Origin of the sequence: Mesorhizobium sp. M1342, assembly GCF_040317955.1 — a bacterium.
Classification (GTDB): domain Bacteria; phylum Pseudomonadota; class Alphaproteobacteria; order Rhizobiales; family Rhizobiaceae; genus Mesorhizobium.
In genome coordinates this window covers 57,863-73,579 of the sequence record NZ_JAMYLI010000018.1, presented here as the reverse complement: position 1 = coordinate 73,579, position 15,717 = coordinate 57,863, and the positions used below count along the sequence as shown (strand labels likewise).

Annotated in this window: 15 protein-coding genes; 8 read left to right on the top strand and 7 right to left on the bottom strand. The window is 63.7% G+C overall.

What is annotated here, in order from left to right; genetic code table 11:
• The first annotated feature begins 5 nt into the window (after positions 1-5).
• The 6 genes from kdpA to NKH06_RS19485 all read left to right on the top strand — a co-directional run bounded on the left by kdpA (position 6) and on the right by NKH06_RS19485 (position 8,142).
• Complete coding sequence (gene kdpA, locus NKH06_RS19510) at positions 6-1,709, top strand: potassium-transporting ATPase subunit KdpA (protein WP_352629535.1); 1,704 nt, start codon at positions 6-8, stop codon at positions 1,707-1,709.
• A 7-nt stretch (positions 1,710-1,716) separates the two neighbouring features.
• Complete coding sequence (locus tag NKH06_RS19505) at positions 1,717-1,932, top strand: hypothetical protein (RefSeq protein ID WP_352629533.1); 216 nt, start codon at positions 1,717-1,719, stop codon at positions 1,930-1,932.
• Entirely contained in the window at positions 1,929-4,022 is a 2,094-nt protein-coding gene (kdpB, locus tag NKH06_RS19500) for a potassium-transporting ATPase subunit KdpB (protein WP_352629531.1), read from the top strand. The genes NKH06_RS19505 and kdpB overlap by 4 nt, the downstream gene beginning before the upstream one ends.
• Before the next feature lie 74 nt (positions 4,023-4,096).
• Entirely contained in the window at positions 4,097-4,663 is a 567-nt protein-coding gene (kdpC, locus tag NKH06_RS19495) for a potassium-transporting ATPase subunit KdpC (RefSeq protein WP_352893708.1), read from the top strand.
• Between the two features lie 54 nt (positions 4,664-4,717).
• Entirely contained in the window at positions 4,718-7,453 is a 2,736-nt protein-coding gene (locus tag NKH06_RS19490) for a DUF4118 domain-containing protein (RefSeq protein WP_352893706.1), read from the top strand.
• The gene (locus NKH06_RS19485; protein WP_352440898.1) at positions 7,450-8,142 is read left to right on the top strand and encodes a response regulator transcription factor; all 693 of its coding nucleotides are present in this window, start codon (positions 7,450-7,452) and stop codon (positions 8,140-8,142) included. Before NKH06_RS19490 ends, NKH06_RS19485 begins: the two co-directional genes overlap by 4 nt.
• Positions 8,143-8,154: 12 nt before the next feature.
• On the opposite strand, the gene NKH06_RS19480 is transcribed toward NKH06_RS19485, so the two are convergent.
• From NKH06_RS19480 to NKH06_RS19450, 7 genes are all read right to left on the bottom strand, one after another.
• A complete protein-coding gene (locus tag NKH06_RS19480; protein WP_352440899.1) occupies positions 8,155-9,591 on the bottom strand; it encodes an MFS transporter in 1,437 nt (478 codons plus the stop codon).
• Positions 9,592-9,801: 210 nt separating this feature from the next.
• Positions 9,802-10,281 (bottom strand): DUF992 domain-containing protein, encoded by a 480-nt coding sequence (locus NKH06_RS19475; protein ID WP_023810132.1) that lies wholly within the window; start codon positions 10,279-10,281, stop codon positions 9,802-9,804.
• A gap of 93 nt (positions 10,282-10,374) precedes the next feature.
• A complete protein-coding gene (locus NKH06_RS19470) occupies positions 10,375-10,851 on the bottom strand; it encodes a DUF992 domain-containing protein (protein ID WP_023810131.1) in 477 nt (158 codons plus the stop codon).
• Positions 10,852-11,051: 200 nt separating this feature from the next.
• On the bottom strand, positions 11,052-11,894 hold the full coding sequence (locus NKH06_RS19465; protein ID WP_023810130.1) for a tetratricopeptide repeat protein: 843 nt from the start codon (positions 11,892-11,894) through the stop codon (positions 11,052-11,054).
• Between the two features lie 138 nt (positions 11,895-12,032).
• On the bottom strand, positions 12,033-12,311 hold the full coding sequence (gene rpsU, locus NKH06_RS19460) for a 30S ribosomal protein S21 (protein ID WP_023810129.1): 279 nt from the start codon (positions 12,309-12,311) through the stop codon (positions 12,033-12,035).
• A 177-nt stretch (positions 12,312-12,488) separates the two neighbouring features.
• Positions 12,489-12,875 (bottom strand): SET domain-containing protein, encoded by a 387-nt coding sequence (locus tag NKH06_RS19455; protein ID WP_352893705.1) that lies wholly within the window; start codon positions 12,873-12,875, stop codon positions 12,489-12,491.
• 109 nt (positions 12,876-12,984) lie between these two features.
• Complete coding sequence (locus NKH06_RS19450; RefSeq protein ID WP_352440902.1) at positions 12,985-13,743, bottom strand: SDR family oxidoreductase; 759 nt, start codon at positions 13,741-13,743, stop codon at positions 12,985-12,987.
• A gap of 269 nt (positions 13,744-14,012) precedes the next feature.
• Between NKH06_RS19450 and NKH06_RS19445 the strand changes: the two genes are divergently transcribed.
• Together NKH06_RS19445 and NKH06_RS19440 are read left to right on the top strand one after the other, a co-directional pair.
• Positions 14,013-15,266, top strand: coding sequence for a sarcosine oxidase subunit beta (locus tag NKH06_RS19445; RefSeq protein ID WP_023810126.1), 1,254 nt, complete (start codon positions 14,013-14,015; stop codon positions 15,264-15,266).
• Positions 15,266-15,706 (top strand): hypothetical protein, encoded by a 441-nt coding sequence (locus tag NKH06_RS19440; protein ID WP_023810125.1) that lies wholly within the window; start codon positions 15,266-15,268, stop codon positions 15,704-15,706. The genes NKH06_RS19445 and NKH06_RS19440 overlap by 1 nt, the downstream gene beginning before the upstream one ends.
• Positions 15,707-15,717 lie beyond the last annotated feature (11 nt).

Genomic DNA, 15,717 nt, shown 5'->3' with positions numbered 1-15,717 from the left:
CAGCCATGACACTGAACGGTTGGATACAGATCCTGGTCTATTGCGGGATCGTCATATTGCTGGTGAAGCCGCTCGGCGGCTACATGTACCGCGTCTTCAACGGCGACCGCACGCTGCTTTCGCCGGTCCTTCGCCCGCTTGAGCGCGGGCTTTATCGTATCTGCGGAACCAGCGAACGCGAGGAACAGCACTGGACCACCTACGCGGTCGCCCTGCTGCTCTTCAACCTCGCCGGCTTCCTGGTGCTTTATGCCCTGCAGCGTCTGCAGGGCAGCCTGCCTTACAATCCTGCCGGCATGACAGCGGTTGAACCAGGGCTGGCCTTCAACACCGCCGCCAGCTTCATGACCAACACCAACTGGCAGAACTATGGTGGCGAGAGCACGATGTCCTATCTCGTGCAGATGGCCGGGCTGACGGTGCAGAACTTCGTTTCGGCGGCCACCGGCATTGCCATCGCCATCGCGCTGATCCGCGGCTTTGCGCGGGCCTCCGGCAAGTCGATCGGCAATTTCTGGGTCGATATGACCCGCTCCACACTCTATCTGCTTCTGCCGTTCTGCATCGTGCTGACGCTGGTCTATGTCTGGCTCGGCATGCCGCAGACGCTCGGCGCCTACGTCAACGCCACGACGCTGGAAGGCGCGCAGCAGACCATCGCCGTCGGCCCGGTCGCTTCGCAGGTGGCCATCAAGATGCTCGGCACTAATGGCGGCGGTTTCTTCAACGCCAATGCCGCGCACCCGTTCGAGAACCCCGACGCGATCTCCAACCTGATCCAGATGGTGTCGATCTTCGCCATCGGCGCCGCCTTGACCAACGTCTTCGGCCGCATGATCGGCAACCAGCGTCAGGGCTGGGCGATCCTCTCGGCCATGGGCGTCATGTTCATCGCCGGTGTCGCCATCTGCTATTGGGCGGAAGCCGCCGGCAATCCGCTGGTGCATGCGCTGGGCATCGACGGCGGCAACATGGAGGGCAAGGAGACGCGTTTCGGCACCGCCCTGTCGGCGCTGTTTGCCGTCATCACCACGGCCGCTTCCTGCGGCGCGGTGAACGCCATGCACGGCTCGTTCACCGCGCTCGGCGGCATGATCCCGATCATCAACATGCAGCTTGGCGAAGTCATCGTCGGCGGTGTCGGCGCGGGTCTCTACGGCATCCTGATGTACATCGTCGTTGCCGTCTTCGTTGCCGGCCTGATGGTCGGCCGCACGCCCGAATATCTCGGCAAGAAGATCGAGGCCAAGGAGGTCAAGATGGCTATGCTGGCCATACTATGCCTGCCGCTGGCGATGCTGATCTTCACGGCCATCGCCGTCGTGCTGCCGACCGGCGTGGCGTCGATGGGCAATGCGGGCCCGCACGGCTTCTCCGAGGTTCTGTATGCCTACACTTCGGCGGCGGCCAACAACGGTTCGGCCTTTGGCGGCCTCAGCGGCAACACGCCCTGGTACAACATCACGATCGGCATCGGCATGCTGATGGGCCGCTTCCTGGTCATCATCCCGGCGCTGGCCATTGCCGGCTCGCTGGTGGCGAAGAAAACGGTTCCGGCTTCCGCCGGCACCTTCCCGACCGATGGCCCGCTGTTCGTCGGGCTGCTGGTCGGCGTCATCCTGATCGTCGGTGGCCTCACCTTCTTCCCGGCGCTCGCCGTCGGGCCGATCATCGAGCACCTGGCGATGGCTCACGGGCAGACCTTCTGAGACCGTCATGTCCTGGTTCAATGCCATGCGCCGCAAGGTCGGCCACAGGGACGATCCCGGAAAGGAGGAGAGACCTCCTCCTTTCCCGACCCTGTCGACGTTTCTCGGCCTTGCGGCAGTCATGCTCGTCCTCTGGCTGCTGGCCTACGGGCCGCCCTATCTCTTTTCGGCATCCGATCATCCGGTGCCGTCCAACAACACCGAAGCCGGAGCTTCAAAATGAGCAACTCGAAATCAGCCAGCATCATGGATGCCAGCATCCTGCTTCCCGCCATTGGCGGCGCCTTCCGCAAGCTCGACCCGCGCACGCTGGCCAGGAACCCGGTGATGTTCGTCGTTGCCGTCGTCTCGGCGCTCACCACGGTGCTGTTCGTCAAGGACCTGGTCACCGGAGGCGGCAATCTCGGCTTCACGCTGCAGATCATCATCTGGCTTTGGTTTACCGTGCTGTTCGCCAACTTCGCCGAAGCGGTCGCAGAAGGCCGCGGCAAAGCGCAGGCGGATTCGCTGCGCAAGGCACGCACAGAGACCCAGGCCAAGCTTTTGAGCGGTGAAGACCGCACCAAATACAAACTCGTGCCCGGCACCAGCCTCAAGGTCGGCGATGCCGTGCTGGTCGAGGCCGGCGACATCATCCCGTCCGACGGCGAAGTGATCGAAGGCGTTGCTTCGGTCAACGAGGCTGCGATCACGGGCGAATCCGCGCCGGTCATTCGCGAATCCGGTGGCGACCGTTCGGCGGTCACCGGTGGCACCCAGGTGCTGTCCGACTGGGTCCGCGTCCGCATCACCGCCGCCTCCGGCCATACCTTCCTCGACCGCATGATCTCACTGGTCGAAGGTGCCGAGCGCCAGAAGACGCCGAACGAGATCGCGCTCAACATCCTGCTCGTCGGCATGACGCTGATCTTCGTGCTGGCCACCGCGACGATCCCGAGTTTTGCCTCCTACTCGGGCGGCTATATCTCGGTGACCGTTCTGGTGGCGCTGTTCGTCACCTTGATCCCGACCACGATCGGCGCGCTGCTTTCGGCCATCGGCATCGCCGGTATGGACCGTCTGGTGCGATTCAACGTGCTGGCCATGTCGGGTCGCGCCGTGGAAGCCGCAGGCGACGTCGACACGCTGCTGCTCGACAAGACCGGCACGATCACACTAGGCAACCGCCAGGCGACGCAGTTTCGCCCGGTCAAGGGCGTCACCGAACAGGAACTGGCCGACGCGGCCCAGCTTGCCTCGCTCGCTGACGAGACGCCGGAAGGCCGCTCCATCGTCGTGCTGGCCAAGGAGAAATACGCCATCCGCGCCCGCGACATGGCAACGCTGCACGCCACTTTCGTGCCCTTCACAGCGCAGACCCGTATGAGCGGCGTCGACATCGATGGTTCATCGGTGCGCAAGGGCGCCGTCGATTCCGTGCTTGCCCATGTCAACCAGTCGGCAGCCGCCGCCCATGGCACGCGCCCAAGCAGCGAATCCATCCGCGATCTCCAGTCCATCGCCGACGAGATCGCCAAGTCCGGCGGCACGCCGCTGGCGGTCGAACGCGACGGGCGCCTGCTCGGCGTCGTCCACCTCAAGGACATCGTCAAGGGCGGCATCAGCGAGCGTTTCACCGAACTGCGCCGCATGGGCATCCGCACGGTGATGATCACCGGTGACAATCCGATGACGGCGGCGGCGATCGCCGCGGAAGCCGGCGTCGACGACTTCCTCGCGCAGGCCACACCGGAGGACAAGCTGAAGCTGATCCGCGACGAACAGGCCAAGGGCAAGCTGGTGGCCATGTGCGGCGACGGCACCAACGATGCGCCAGCCCTCGCACAAGCCGATGTCGGTGTCGCCATGAACACCGGCACGGTCGCAGCGCGCGAAGCCGGCAACATGATCGATCTCGATAGCGATCCGACCAAGCTCATCGAGATCGTCGAGATCGGCAAGGCGCTCTTGATGACGCGGGGCTCGCTGACGACCTTCTCGATCGCCAACGACGTGGCCAAGTATTTCGCCATCATTCCGGCGATGTTCGCCGTCTTCTACGTCGCGCCGGGACAGACGACCGGCCCGCTGCAGGCACTCAACGTCATGCATCTGGCAACGCCGCAGAGTGCCATCCTGTCGGCCATCATCTTCAACGCGCTGATCATCATCGCGCTGATCCCGCTGTCGCTGAAGGGCGTCAAATACCGCGCCATTGGCGCCGGCGCGCTGCTCAGCCGCAATCTTCTCGTCTACGGCCTCGGCGGCCTCATCGTGCCGTTCGTCGGCATCAAGGCGATCGACATGATCGTCACCGCGCTTGGCCTCGCTTAACTCTTTGTTTTAACGCAATTCCGGACGGAAAACCGCTTCACACTTTTCCTGGAATTGCTTTGAGGAACATCTCCATGCTCACCCAGATAAGACCCGCGATCATCATGATCGTCTTCTTCACGGTCCTGACCGGCCTGATCTATCCGATCGGCATGACCGGCATCGCCCAGGCGATCTTCCCGCGCCAGGCCAATGGCAGTCTGATCGAGAAGGATGGCAAGGTTATCGGCTCCGAGCTGATCGGCCAGGGCTTTGCCAGCGACAAGTATTTCCATGGCCGCCCCTCGGCCGCCGGCGACGGCTACAATGCGGCCGCCTCGAGCGGCAGCAATCTCGGCCCGACCAATCCCAAGCTGATCGACCGCATCAAGGGCGACGCGGAAAGACTGAAGGCGGAGAATCCGAACCAGCCCGTCCCGATGGACCTGGTGACGACGTCCGGCAGTGGCCTCGATCCCGATATCAGTCCCGAAGCAGCCTACTTCCAGGTCGCCAGGGTGGCCAAGGCCAGGGGGATCGATGAAGCCAAGGTCGAGGCGCTTGTCGACAGTCAGGTCGAGGGCAGGGAACTCGGCTTCATGGGCGAACCGGTGGTCAATGTGCTCGGTCTCAACCTTGCGCTGGACGCCGCGAAACAGTGAATGGTGCGGGCTGGGGATCGACAGTATCTCCGGCGCCATCCATGATCGGTCCCGATGCCGGACGACAGAAACAACGACGCCAGACCTTCTCCCGACGCACTGCTTGACCATGCCGAGCGGGAAGGTCGCGGCCGGCTGCGGATATTCCTGGGTGCCGCTCCCGGCGTAGGCAAGACCTATGAGATGCTGATGTCGGGCCGCGCCAGGATGACCGACGGCGTGGATGTGGTGATCGGTGTCGTCGAGACGCATGGGCGCAAGGAGACACTGGCCCTGGTCGAGGGTTATGAGGTCATTCCCCGCCGCAAGGTCGACTACAAGGGGCGCATCCTCGACGAGATGGACATCGACGCCATCCTCGCCCGGCGCCCGGCGCTGGTTCTTGTCGACGAACTCGCCCACACCAATGCGCCCGGCAGCCGCCATCCCAAGCGCTATCTCGACGTCCAGGAAATCCTGACGCACGGCATCGACGTCTACACGACGCTCAACATCCAGCATGTCGAAAGCCTGAACGACGTTGTCGCCCAGATCACCAAGGTCAGGGTTCGCGAGACGGTTCCCGATTCCATCATCGACCAGGCCGACGATGTCGAGATCATCGATCTCACTCCCGACGACCTGATCAAGCGGCTCGAGGAAGGCAAGGTCTATTTCCCCAACACCGCGCAGCGCGCGATCGAGAACTATTTCTCGCCGGGCAATCTGACGGCGCTCAGGGAGCTGGCGCTGCGCCGCACCGCGCAGCGCGTCGACGACCAGTTGCTGATCCATATGCAGGCCCACGCCATTCCTGGACCGTGGGCCGCGGGGGAAAGGGTACTCGTCTGCGTCGACGCGCGTCCGGGCGGGGCGGCGCGTATTCGCTACGCGCGCAGGTTGGCCGACCGGCTCCGTGCCCCGTGGACGGCGCTGCATGTCGACAGCCCTCGCTCGGCCAGCATGCCCGAAGCGGACAAGGATCGGCTCGCTACGAACCTGCGGCTTGCCGAACAGCTCGGCGCCGAGGTGACCACCATTCCCGGTCAGAACATCGCGCAGGACATTGTTCGCCATGCGACGGCGAACAATTTCACCCATATCGTGGTCGGCAGGCCGACCCGGTCGCGCTGGCGGGAATTGATCGAAGGCTCGCTCACCTACGATCTCATCCGCAACGCCGGTGACATCAGCGTCCATGTCATTTCAGGAACCGAACGCAACGCCGAGGTGACGTCGAGGAGTGTCAAGGCGGCGGACGAGCAGTGGCAGTTCGAGATCTGGCCCTATCTCAAGGCCACGGCCTTTGTCATCGGTTCGCTCGCCTTCGCCGTCGTTCTCGACCAGTTTCTCGACGTTCGCAACCTGGCGATCATTCTTCTCATCGGCGTACTGGCATCGGCGGTAACCGGCGGTCTGTGGCCGGCTCTGTACGCTTGTTTCGTCAGCGCCCTTGCTTTCAATTATTTCTTCCTGGAGCCTCGTTATACGCTGACGATCCGGGATCCGGAGAGCATCGTCGCGCTTGGCGTCTTTCTCGTCGTTGCGGTCATCGCCAGCAATCTGACGGCGCGCGTGCAGCGCCAGGCGGTCGCCGCCCGCTCGCGGGCGCGGGCCACGGAAGACATCTACCTCTTTTCAAAGAAGCTCGCCGGCGCCGGCACGCTCGACGACGTCCTTTGGGCCACGGCCTTCCAGATCGCCTCGATGCTGAAGCTGCGGGTGGTGCTGCTTTTGCCGGAAGACGGGACCATCACCGTCAAGGCCGGCTATCCGCCCGACGACACGCTGGCCGAGGCCGACATCGCCGCCGCCCGCTGGGCCTGGGAGCACAATCGTGCCGCGGGTCGCGGCGCCGACACGCTTCCGGGCGCCAAGCGCCTCTATTTGCCCTTGCGGACGGGGCGCACGGCCATAGGGGTCGTCGGCCTCGACAACGACAAGCAGGGTCCGCTGCTGACGCCCGAGCAGCAGCGGCTGCTTGACGCACTGGCCGACCAGGCGGCGGTCGCCATCGAGCGTATTCAATTGGTTGCCGACGTCGACCGTGCCAAGCTCGCGGCCGAGGCGGACAGGCTGCGCTCGGCGCTGCTCACCTCCATTTCCCATGATCTGAAAACGCCGCTCGCTGCCATCATGGGCGCGGCTGGCACGCTGCGGGATTTTTCAGTCGCGCTTCCCGAACCGGACCGGGCCGAACTGCTGTCGACGGTGCTGGACGAATCCGAGCGGTTGAACCGCTTCATCGCCAATCTGCTCGACATGACCAAGATCGAGTCCGGCGCGATGGAGCCGAACTACGCCTTTCACTATGTCGGCGACATCGTCGGCTCCGCCTTGCAAAGGGCCAGGAAAATCATTGGCGAGCACAAGATCGAGACCGACATCCCCAGGGATTTGCCGATGTTGAAGGTCGACCCGGTGCTGTTCGAGCAAGCGTTGTTCAATCTTCTCGACAATGCGGCGAAATATGCCCCGGCAAGCTCGACGATTCGCATGCAAGGTTGGACCGACAATGGCTCCGTCCTGCTGCAAATCATGGATGAAGGGCCAGGCATTCCTCCCGGCGATCTGGAACGGATTTTCGACACGTTCTATCGAGTGCGCAAGGGCGACCAGATTCGCGCCGGTACGGGGCTCGGCCTGTCGATCTGCCGCGGCTTCGTCGAAGCGATGGGTGGCACGATCATGGCGGCAAACCGGACCGACGGTTCGGGCGCGGTGTTCACCATTAAAATGCCCAGGCCCGAAAATCCGCCCAATTTCGACGCTTCGAATACCGACGACCACGACGCGGGTGACCTGGCATGACAAATTCCAACGTCAGGATATTGGTCGTCGATGACGAGCCGCCGATCCGCAAGCTGCTGCGCGTCGGGCTCGGCAGCCAGGGCTACGCGATCAGCGAGGCGCCGAACGCGAAGGTGGCGATCGAACTGATGGAGGCGGAGGAGCCGGACCTCGTCCTGCTCGACCTTGGGTTGCCCGGCATGAGCGGCCATGAGCTGCTGCGCAAATGGCGCGACGATGGTCTCGACATTCCAGTGGTCATCCTGTCCAGCCGGACCGACGAGGCCGGCATCGTCCAGGCCCTGGAACTCGGCGCCGACGACTATGTCACCAAACCTTTCGGCATGAACGAGCTGGTGGCGCGCATTCGCGTGGCGCTCCGCCACAAGTTCCAGCAACAGGGCGAGAAGCCGATTTTCCAGACCGGCGATCTCAGCGTCGACCTGGTCAAGCGCATCGTCAAGGTCGAGGGCAAGGAGGTAAAGCTGTCGCCGAAGGAATACGACATCCTGCGCATGCTGGTGCAGCACGCCGGCAAGGTGCTGACACACCATTTCCTGTTGAAGCAGGTCTGGGGCGATTCGACCGATGTGCAGTACCTCAGGGTCTATGTCCGGCAGCTCAGGCAAAAGATCGAGAAGAGCCCCGACCAGCCGCGCTACATCACCACCGAGACCGGCGTTGGCTACCGCCTGCGCGAGGTCGAGTGAGCAGGCCAGGTTTTAGCCGATAGCTTCCCGTGGCTGGCCAAGCGGTCTGCAAACCCGCAAGGCCGCCAGGCAGCCGACAATGCCGAGCGGCACGAAGGCAAGAAACAGCCAGGAGGCGACATTCGCCGCCGCGTCGTGGTTCAGACCTTGCGAAAAGCCGCTGGCGTTGGCGACGATGCCGGCGAGTGCGGCGCCGACGGCATAGCCGATGCGCTGCATGGTCGGCACCGCCGCCGAGGCGATGGTCTGCTCACCCTCCGGGGCGGAGGCGACGATGACGCGCGTCAGGAACGGCCAGGCGATGCCGAAGCCGCCGCCCTGCAACAGGGCACACATCAGGATCAGCGGGATGGAGCCCAGGGGTATCGCATACGCAAAGCCTGCGATGCCGGCCGCAATCATCACCGCGCCGCCGACGATGATCAGCCGCTCGCGCTGCGGCGGCGCGTTGGCGACCAGGATCGAGAGGATCGACCAGGCGATCGATTCGGCGGCGATGATGTAGCCGGTGGTCAGCAGCGGAATGTCGTGAAGGCTGGTCAGCAACAGCGGTCCGTAGACGCCGAAGGAACAGGTCGCCACCGAAAAGGCGGCAACCATGGTCATGCCGGCGCCGACCGGCGTGCGCCATGAGAACAGCCGCGCCGGGAAGAGCCGCGAACGCGGCTTCAGCGCGTCGATGGTGAAGAACAGCACCAGGCCTATCAGGCCGAAGGCCATCAGCAGCGAAGAGCGCAGCAAGGCGATGTCGACGCCGGCCAAGGCAATCAGGACCACGGCGACGGTAAGGCAGCCAAGAGCCGCGAACGGGAAGGGCGGCGCCTTGCCCGTGCTCGTCCTGGGCTTCGTCGCCTGCGGCGTGTCGAGCACGAGGAAGCTTGCCAGCGCCATGGCGGCGCCGCCGAGTGTGAAGATGCCGAAGGCCCAGCGCCATGACAACAGCTCGGTCATGATCGCGCCGAGCAATGGTCCGCTGAAGGCGGCGACGCCCCAGATCGCCGACATGATGCCGAAAAGCTGCGGCCAGATGGCGCGCGAGAACAGTCGTTCGACCGAGACGAAGGCCAGCGACACCAGCGCACCGCCGCCAAGTCCTTCGATCAGGCGGCCGGCGAGGAACAGTTGCATGGAAGGCGAGGTGGCGCAGATCAGGGCGCCTGCTGCGTAAAGCAGCGCGGCAACCACCATGTTGGTGCGCAAGGGGACATAACTCACCAGTCGTCCGGCGGCCGCGCCGGCAACGATGGCGCCGAGTTCGTAGATCGCCAGCGACCAGCCGACGAGCTGTACGCCCGCCAGTTCGCCGACCATGGCCGGCATCACCGTTGCCACCATCGTCTCGTTGGTGGCGTGCAGCAGGATGCCGAGGCTGATGAAGCAGAAGCGCGCCAGGTCGCCGCTTGCCCACAATAAGCGCCAGTCGACCCTGTTTGTGCTGATCTCGGTCATTTCCACCCCTGTCTTGCATATCTCGACGCCAGCGCAGCACGCCAGAAGCCAGTACGGGTTTCCGGCAGGACCATGCGAATCGACAGCGCCGGATCGAGGCGTTGTGGCGTTCGGGGCAGGCTTGTAAAACCTCAACCGGGGTTGAGCTCAAGCGGTTTTTTTGAAGATCCTTCGCGCGGCAGCCTTTCCGGTTGCGGGTTCGTTGCGCGATCAGTTCTCGGTGCTGCGCAGCTGGAATTGGCTGACGCCGATCGCGAGGTTCATGCCGGTCTGCGTCTGCAAGCTGAGCGGCTGCAAGGTGAAGGCCTGAGAGGAGCCGCCGACCAGCAGATTGGCGCCGGCGCCGACGGCGGCCGTCACCTCCGCGCTGGCGCCGATGTAGTCGCCGGCCAGCGCACCCGGCGCATAGATGTTCTTCAGCGGCGTCAGCACGATCCACTGCATGACCGTCTGCTTCGTCGTGCCGATGTCGAGGCCGTATTTGTTGACGGCGCCGAAATAGGCTTCCGGCGCGAAGCTTTTGTCGGCGGGGTTAAAGGTGCAGCTCAGATCCTTGCTCGAGCCGAAGATGAAGCCGGTGCCGCCGCCTATGGCGCAGTCAAGCGTACCGACTTCCATGCCTCGGTCCTGCGCCTGCACCGCTCCGGATAGCGTGGTGAACATGGCGGCAGCTATGGCTGTCTTCAGCATGATGGTTCCCCTCCAAAATCAAACGGCGCGAAACCATCCTATCTGGTTCCGCGCCGCGGGGTGAGGGGGCATGGAGCGCACGGCTCCATGTAATCACTTGAATGAGTGGATCAGCTGGAGCGAGGTCACGGCCACGGCAAGGTTGACGCCGGTCTGCGCCTGGACGCTGAGCGGCTCCAGCATGAAGGCGCTGTCCAGGCCGCCAACCAGCAGATTGGCGCCGCCGCCGGTCACCACGCTCGCTTCGGCGTTGACACCGTAGTAGCTGCCGGCGAGATCGCCTCCGTCACGGTCCCGGGTCGCAGCCAGCACGGCCCAGACGAGCTGGCCCTGATGCGTCTGGCCGACATCGAGGCCGATCTTGGAGATGACGCCTGTGTAAATCTCGGACGGCCCGTGATGATGAGGCCGGAAGACACAGGACACGCCCTTGTTGGAAGCGACGATATAAGCGGTGCCGCCGTCGATGGTGCAATCGAGCGTGCCGAGTTGCAGCTTGCCGGCGCTGGCCGGAGCCACCGCGAACATCGTCGTGGCGAGGGCAGCGGCGCAGGCGAGTTTCTTGATCATGGGAGGGTCCTTTCGCAAAATACTTTCAACAACGGCTTGGGTGGTAGACCGTTCCGCTGAAAACTTGGCGCGATCAAGGCAGGGGCCGAAAGCCTCCTGCCGGGGTTAATGCGCGGTTGCGAAGTGCGTCCTTTCGGACACGCAAAGGATCCGCGGCACTTGGATGTCACGCGGATTTGCATGGGAAGCCGAAACCGAGATCAGCTGACGCGGGCGAGGCCATCCTTGGCCGGCTGGTAGGTAGGGTCGAGGCGAACGGCTTCCTTATAGGATTTCGCGGCCTTCGCCTTGTCGCCGCGCCGCTCATAGATCAGCGCCTGGTTGGACCAGGCCTCGGCATTCCTGCCGTCGAGCTTGATCGCCATGTTGAAATCGGAGAAGGCGTTGTCCTCGTCGTTGGTCGCCAGATAGGAGAGGCCGCGACCGTTGTAGGGCTCGGCGGCGTCCGGCGCCAGCGAGATGGCTGTCGAGAAGTCCTCGATGGCGAATTTGTGCTGGCCCTGGCTCTGATAGATCAGGCCTCGATTGTGGTAGGCGCGCGCGTCGGTCGTATCGAGCTGGATCGCCTTCTGAAAGTCGTTGAAGGCGTCCTGGGTGCGACCCGCCTTGCGGTAGAGATTGCCGCGGCCGATATAGGCGGCGTCATAGTTCGAGTTGATCTGGATCGAACGGTTGTAGTCCGCCAGCGCGGCTTCCTGGTTGCCGAGGAAGCGCTGGATGAGCGCGCGGTTCGAATAGGCCTGGAAGAAATTCGGGTTGAGCTGGATGGCTTGATTGAAATCCTTGAGCGCCGCCTGGTACTGACCGCCACGGCCATAGGCCGAGCCGCGCACATTGTAGCCTTCGGGATCCTGGGGATTGCGCTGGATGACCGCCGACAGCGAGGAAATGTTCTCGCTCGACCCTTGCGCCTTGTCGATGTTGTTGAATTCACCGGTCGGGCCCGCCGTTTGGCAGCCGGCAAGCGCCAGTCCGGAGAGCAGGGCTGCTGTCAGGGCGAAACCACGCAATGCGGTCCCGCGCTCCACGCTCGTTGCGTTCATGTCTGCCCTGTCCTCACTTCAAGCCGCGTCGTTCAGGTCCGGCTCCCCCTCCGGACCGGTCACATCAAAACAAAAAGGTGGCGGCGATTCCACATCGCGCCACCTCTGATATCCTTCGAAAAGGACGAAAAATTGGCGTTAGAACCGCGGCGGACGCGGAGCGCCACCTGCACCGCCGGCGGCGCCAGCAGCGACCGGGCGCGGCGTCATCGGCAGCAGGCCTTCGCGCTGGGCGCGCTTGCGGGCCAGCTTGCGGGCGCGGCGAACGGCTTCAGCCTTTTCGCGGGCGCGCTTCTCGGACGGCTTCTCGTAGTGACCGCGCATCTTCATTTCACGGAAAATGCCTTCGCGCTGCATCTTCTTCTTGAGAGCGCGAAGCGCCTGATCAACGTTATTGTCGCGGACGAGTACCTGCACGGGCAATCCTGTCTTTCGGGTTTGATATCAACAGGCAAGCGGCCATAGCCACTAGCCTCCGCGGCGGTTTACACCACGAATTGTGGCGGCTGATAGCAGAATCATGCCGCGCTGTCCACAGCGGAAATGAATTTGCGGGGCCAGCCGCCGTCTGTTTGCCTTGATATAAGGAGCCGACTAGGCCGTCGCGAGGTGCAGCAGCTCGAAATCCTCGAAGAACTCGCCGTAGTCGCAGGTGATCTCCTCGCCGACGCCGATGTCGCGGGTCGCGGTGGCCCCGCCATATTGCGAAAAATCCGTATTCGGATTGCTGGAATGGTTCATGAAGCGGCCATTGTCGACTTCATAGACCAGGAAACCTGGCCGGTCCGGGCTCGGATAGGCATAGCGGTCGAGCAGCTCCCTGAGATGCGGGGGTGCCGTCTCGTATTTGTCCATGGGGATCAGCCGGTCGAAATCCGGATCGAGCCGCCAGATCGAAGCGCCTTTCCTGATCGGCTCCGCGGCGAACACGCCGACACCTTCGATCGCACTCGCAGTCACATAGGTTCTGATCAGCATCATGGTTCCAGACCCCGCTTTTGGACATAAACGGAATCGCCAAATCGCGGCGAAAAATCAAGAGCGGCCGTTTGCCTGGCGGCTATGAACATGCGTCCCGCCGCTGGAATCTTCACGTCCGGTTGATCGACACGCCGCCATCGGCAAACAGAGCCGCTCCGGTGGTGAAGCTCGAGGCGTCGGAGGCGAGATAGAGTGCCGAGCGGGCGATCTCCTCCGGCATCGCGATACGCTTCAAAGCATGCAGGCCTTCGACGAAAACCCGTGATTCCGGGGTCTTGAAGGTTGCCGCCGGTGTGTCGGTGCCGCCGGGCAGCAGCGCGTTGACCCGCACGCCTTTCGGGCCGTATTCGGCGGCCAGCACCTGTGTCAGTCCGATCAGGCCGGCCTTGCTCGCGGCATAACTAGTCATGCCGGGCATGCCGACTGTGTGACCAACGAAGGTGGAGGTGAAGATCAGCGAACCGCCGCCGCGCTCGATCATTGCCGGCACCTGGTATTTGGCGCCGAGAAACGCGCTGGTGAGGTTGGTGTCGAGCGTCTCGCGCCATCCCTCCAGCGGCAGGTCCGAAATCGGCCCCATCCGGCCAACGGCGCCGGCATTGTTGAAGGCGATGTCGAGCCCGCCGAACTTTTCGACCGCCAGATCGACAAGGGCCTTTGCATAGGCTTCGTCCCTGACATCGCCGGCAAGCGCGATGGCCGCGCCATCATTGTCTTCTATCTCGGCGACGAGCGTATCGAGCTCGGCCTGACGGCGGGCGGCGACGATGACCTTGGCGCCTTCCTCGGCAAAGAGTTTTGCCGAGGCCCGGCCGATGCCGGAACTGGCGCCGGTGACGATGGCGATCTTGTTTGCGAGTGCGAACATTTTTGCATCCTTTTCTTCGCGCCGGCCTGACCGGCAGTTGGGGTGCTTGGTCGCAGATCGAGGCAAGGCGAGCCACCCGATACGTGCCAAGATGCTGGAAAGCGCCGACGCACCAGATGCGTCTTTTTCACCACGGCGCAAAACGGCAAGCGCCGTCGCAAACAGCGCAAGGGTGGAAGCGCTGTTTCGCTAGTGATACACCTCGCGCGCCGGGACCGAACGAACGCCGGCCGCCATTCGCGAAGCCTTTTTGGGGCGAGGTTGGGACGTTGAAGAAATATTCGGTATTCGCCATCGCCCGGGAAGCCATGCGCGGCCACAAGGGCTGGGAGGAACAGTGGTCCTCGCCTGAGCCCAGGAAAGAATACGACGTCATCATCGTCGGCGCCGGCGGCCATGGCCTGGCCACCGCCTATTACCTCGCCACGGTGCACGGCATCACCAATGTCGCGGTGCTGGAAAAGGGCTGGCTCGGCGGCGGCAACACCGGCCGCAACACCACCATCATCCGCTCCAACTATCTCTATGACGAGAGCGCCGGCATCTACGACCACGCGCTGAAGCTGTGGGACGGGCTCAGCCAGGAGCTCAATTACAACGTCATGTATTCGGCGCGGGGCGTCATGATGCTCGCGCACAATGTGCACGACGTGCAGGTGCTGAAGCGTCACGTTCACGCCAACCGGCTGAACGGCATCGACAATGAGTGGCTGACGCCGGAGCAGGCGAAGGAATTCTGCCCACCGCTCAACACCTCCAAGGAGGCGCGCTATCCGGTGGTCGGTGCGTCGCTGCAGCGGCGCGGCGGCACGGCCCGTCATGACGCCGTTGCCTGGGGCTATGCGCGCGGCGCCTCGGCGCGCGGCGTCCACATTATCCAGAATTGCGAGGTTACCGGGGTCAAGCGGGCGGCCAATGGCGCGGTAATGGGCGTCGACACGACGCGCGGCTTCATCGGCGCCAAGAAGGTGGGCGTCGTTGCCGCCGGCCATTCCTCCGTCATCATGAACATGGCCGGCGTGCGCATGCCGCTGGAAAGCTATCCGCTGCAAGCGCTGGTGTCGGAACCGGTCAAGCCGGTGGTTCCCTGCGTGGTGATGTCGAACACGGTGCACGCCTATATCTCGCAGTCCGACAAGGGCGAGCTGGTGATCGGCGCCGGCACCGACCAGTATGTCTCCTACTCGCAGACCGGCGGCTTGCACATATTGCAGCATACGCTCGACGCCATCTGCGAGATGTTCCCGATCTTCACGCGCATGAAGATGCTGCGCTCGTGGGGCGGCATCGTCGACGTCACGCCCGACCGCTCGCCGATCCTGGCCAAGACGCCGGTGCCCGGCCTCTATGTCAATTGCGGCTGGGGCACGGGCGGCTTCAAGGCGACGCCGGGATCGGGCCATGTCTTTGCCCATACGATCGCCAGGGACGATCCGCATCCGATCAACGCGCCCTTCACCATCGAGCGCTTCCGCACCGGACGGCTCATCGACGAGGCGGCGGCGGCGGCGGTGGCGCACTGATGATGGCGCAGATGGCTGTCGCGATGCCGCTGATGCTGGCGGGGGAACAAGTGCTGGCGGGGGAACGGGGCATGTTCCATTTTCCCTCGCCGGACGAAGTGCGCACGCAGCCGATCAGCCGCACCGGCAACGAAACCGTCTGGCCGTTTTCGGTCGATGACGGCACGCTGGCCTGCGTCTGGAGTGGCGGCCAGAGAGTGGTGATGTTCTTCGAGGGACGACCCGAAGGACTCGACGAGGCCGAGACATTCCAGCCGCGTCAAGTCATCGTCACCACCGATCCGATGCAGCTCACCCTCGGCAACATGGCGTCCCGCGATCTGTTTCGTCCCGCTGCAAGCGTGGAAGAGCGCATCCGGCTCGTCGCACCGTTCGCGACCTTGGGACAGAAGCTTTGCGATCAACCGGCGGGCGCCCACGTCGGCCACGGCGAATTGTAGGAACCAGGACA